This window comes from Candidatus Methylomirabilota bacterium (genome assembly GCA_036005065.1).
Lineage (GTDB): Bacteria > Methylomirabilota > Methylomirabilia > Rokubacteriales > DASRDR01 > DASYQW01.
Window position 1 is genome coordinate 1 of record DASYQW010000034.1, and the last position, 3,370, is coordinate 3,370.

The 3,370-nt window shown below is 71.0% G+C and carries 3 protein-coding genes; all 3 read right to left on the reverse strand.

Going from position 1 to position 3,370, the window contains the following annotated elements; all coding sequences use genetic code 11:
- Nucleotides 1-1,412: aminomethyl-transferring glycine dehydrogenase subunit GcvPB (gcvPB, locus tag VGW35_02575; GenBank protein HEV8306528.1), on the reverse strand; the 1,412-nt coding region annotated here is incomplete at its 3' end.
- A 246-nt stretch (nucleotides 1,413-1,658) separates the two neighbouring features.
- Nucleotides 1,659-3,020, reverse strand: coding sequence for an aminomethyl-transferring glycine dehydrogenase subunit GcvPA (gcvPA, locus tag VGW35_02580; GenBank protein ID HEV8306529.1), 1,362 nt, complete (start codon nucleotides 3,018-3,020; stop codon nucleotides 1,659-1,661).
- Nucleotides 3,020-3,370, reverse strand: a 351-nt coding sequence (gene gcvH, locus VGW35_02585; protein ID HEV8306530.1) for a glycine cleavage system protein GcvH, incomplete at its 5' end; no start/stop codon positions are given. The genes gcvH and gcvPA, both read right to left, overlap by 1 nt.

Genomic DNA, 3,370 nt, shown 5'->3' on the forward strand with positions numbered 1-3,370 from the left:
GTCTGGTCGAGGCGGCTGACCGGCGTCGTCACCGGCGCCGCCCGCACCGTCTCGGGCGCCGTTTCGGCCTCCCGGGCGATCCGGATCATCGCCTCGCAGAACTCGTCGAGCGTCTCCTTGGACTCCGTCTCCGTCGGCTCGATCATCAGGGCCTCCTCGACGATCAGCGGAAAGTAGATCGAGGGGGCGTAGAAGCCGAGGTCCAGGAGTCGCTTGGCGATGTCGGTCGCGGTCACGCCCTGGCGTTTCTGGCGGCGGGCCGAGAAGACGACCTCGTGCATGCAGGGCTCGGGGTACGGCAGGTCGTAGTGCGGCGTGAGCCGGGCCTTCACGTAGTTGGCGTGCAGGATCGCGTTCTCGGACACGGCCCGCAGCCCCTCGGGGCCCATGGTGCGGATGTACGTGTAGGCGCGCACCAGCATCCCGAAGTTGCCCCAGAACGACTGCAGCTTCCCGATCGACTTCGGCCGCCGCCAGTCGAGCCGGTCGCGATCCCCGTCGCGCACCGGCACCGGCACCGGGAGGAACGGCGCCAGGTGGGCCTTGACCCCGACCGGGCCGGCCCCGGGGCCGCCGCCCCCGTGGGGCGTGGTGAAGGTCTTGTGCAGGTTCATGTGGACGACGTCGAAGCCGAGGTCTCCGGGCCGCGTGATGCCCAGCAGGGCGTTCAGGTTGGCCCCGTCCATGTAAACCTGGACGCCTTTGGCGTGGCACAGCTCGGTGATCTCGAGGATCTTCGATTCGAACAGCCCCAGCGTGTTGGGCACCGTGATCATGAACGCCGCCACGTCCTCGTCCAGGTGCCGCTCCAGGTCGAGGAGGTCCACTTCCCCCTCGGCGTCGGACTTGAGCTGGATCGTCTGGTACCCGGCGATCGTCGTGGACGCCGGGTTGGTGCCGTGGGCCGAGTCCGGCACCAGGACCGTCTTCCGCGGGTGGCCCTCGTGGTCGAGGTGGTAGGCCCGGATCATGAGGACCCCCGCCAGCTCCCCCTGCGCCCCGGCCGCCGGCTGGAGCGAGACCGCGTCCATCCCGACGATTTCGGCCAGCATGTCGGCCAGGCTCCCCATCAGCCGGAGGGCGCCCGGCATCGCCTCGTCCGGCGTCAGGGGATGGAGGCGCGCGAACCCGGGCAGCCGCGCCATGTCCTCGTTGACCTTGGGGTTGTACTTCATCGTGCAGGAGCCGAGCGGGTAGAAGTGGGTGTCCACCCCGTAGTTCATCCGGGAGAGCCGCGTGTAGTGGCGGACGACGTCCAGCTCGCTGACTTCCGGCAGCTCGGCGGGCTGGCTCCGCAGATGCGTCGTGGGGAGCAAGCGGGTGAGGTCGCTCTCGGGAACGTCAGCCTCGGGCAGCGAGTAGCCGACGCGCCCGGGCACCGACAGCTCGAAGATCAGCTTGTCGTACGTCATAACACCTCACTGTACGAGCAACCGCGGCCGGGTCGAGAGCCGAGCAGCCCTAGGACGCAGGGAGGAGGCGCGCCGAGGCGTATGCTGCGCACGCGCGCCACCGGACGTCGCGGGGCTGGGGCCCCGCCGTCCGGGGCGAGCCACCCAAAGTTGAGGCGCGCCGACGACCGAGGACGACGGGATGCGACGGCTATCGGCCCGGCCACAGCTCGAAGATCAGCTTGTCGTACTCGTTCATCACACCCCCTACGCGACAACCGCGGCCAGCGCCTCGGCGTACGCGTCGATCTCGGCCCGGGTCCGCATCTCGGTCACCGCCACCAGCAGACAGTCCTTCAGGGTGCGGTCGAACGGCTTGAGCGCCAGGCCGCCCAGAATCTTCCGCTTCCGCAGGGCGCGGAGCACGCGGTCCGGCGGCTTGGGAAGCCGCAACACGAACTCCTTGAAGAAGGGGGCCTCGAAGCGGCGGCTCACCCCGGGCACCCGGCCCAGCACCTCGGCCGCGTAGTGGGCCTTGGCGGTCGACAGCGTGGCGACCCGGCGGAGCCCCTCCTTGCCCACCAGCGCCAGGTAGATCGTGGCCCCGAGGGCGACCAGGGCCACGTTCGTGCAGATGTTCGACGTCGCCTTCTCCCGCCGGATGTGCTGCTCGCGCGTCTGGAGCGTCAGCACGAAGCCGCGCCGCCCCTGGTGGTCCACGGTCGCGCCCACCAGCCGGCCCGGCATCCGCCGGACCAGCTCCTTCCGGCAGGCGAAGAGACCCAGGTAGGGGCCCCCGCCCATCACCGGGGTGCCCAGCCCCTGCCCCTCCCCGACCACGATGTCGGCCCCCGCCTCCCCGGGCGGCCGGAGGACCCCCAGCGCGATCGGATCGACCGAGACCCCGCACAGCGCCCCGCGCGCGTGGGCAATCGCCGCGATCGCGTCCAGGTCCTCCAGGCCGCCGAAAAAGTTCGGGTACTGGACGAGCACCGCCGCCGTCTTCTCCGACACCGCCCTCCGCAGCGCCTCGAGATCCGTCACCCCCTCCGCCCACGGCACCGTCTTGATCGGCAGCCGCGGCCCCGCGCAGTAGGTCGCCATCACCCGCCGGGCCAGCGGCGACACCGCCGCCGAGACCACGACCTGCGCGCGGTCGGTCACCCCGTGGGCCATCAGCGCCGCCTCGGCCAGCGCCGAGCCGCCGTCGTAGATCGACGCGTTGGTGACGTCCATCCCCGTCAGCTCGCAGATCATCGTCTGGTACTCGTAGATCGAGCGCAGCGTGCCCTGGCTGGCCTCGGGCTGATAGGGGGTGTAGGCGGTGAAGAACTCCGACCGCAGCAGCAGGTGGTTGATGACGCTGGGCACGTAGTGGTCGTAGGCGCCGCCCCCCACGAAGGAGACCGACTCGCCGCCGTGGGCGTTCGCCCCCGCCAGCTCCCGCAGGTGGGCGGTCAGCTCGGCCTCGGCCAGGGCGGGCGGGAGGCCGAGCTCCCGGCCCAGCCGAGCCTTGGCCGGGAGCCGCTCGAGCAGCGCGTCGAGGTCGGCCACCCCGATCGTCTCCAGCATCGCCGCCCGCTGGGCGCCCGTGGTCGGAATGTAGCGCAGGGGCCGGCCCGGCCCCATCAGTGTCCCCCCGCCGTCTTCACGTACGCCTCGTAGTCGCTCGCGCTCAGCAGCGCCTCCAGCTCCTTCGCGTCCGCCATCGCGACGACGATCAGCCAGCCGGCGCCGTAGGGATCCTGGTTCACCTGCTCCGGCCGCTCGGTGAGGCTCTGGTTGGCCTCCACGACCTCGCCCGAGAGGGGGGCGAACAGATCGGAGACGGCTTTGACCGACTCCACGACGCCGAAGCTCTGCATGTGGCGGACGCGGGTCCCGACCTTCGGCAGCTCGACGAAGACCACGTCCCCCAGCTGGTCCTGGGCGTACTGGGTGATCCCGACGCGGGCCCGGGTGCCTTCCACCTTCGCCCA

Coding starts and splice junctions, on each gene's coding strand:
- gcvPA (HEV8306529.1), bottom strand. CDS start 3,020: ATGGGGCCGGGCCGGCCCCTGCGCTACATTCCGACCACGGGCGCCCAG.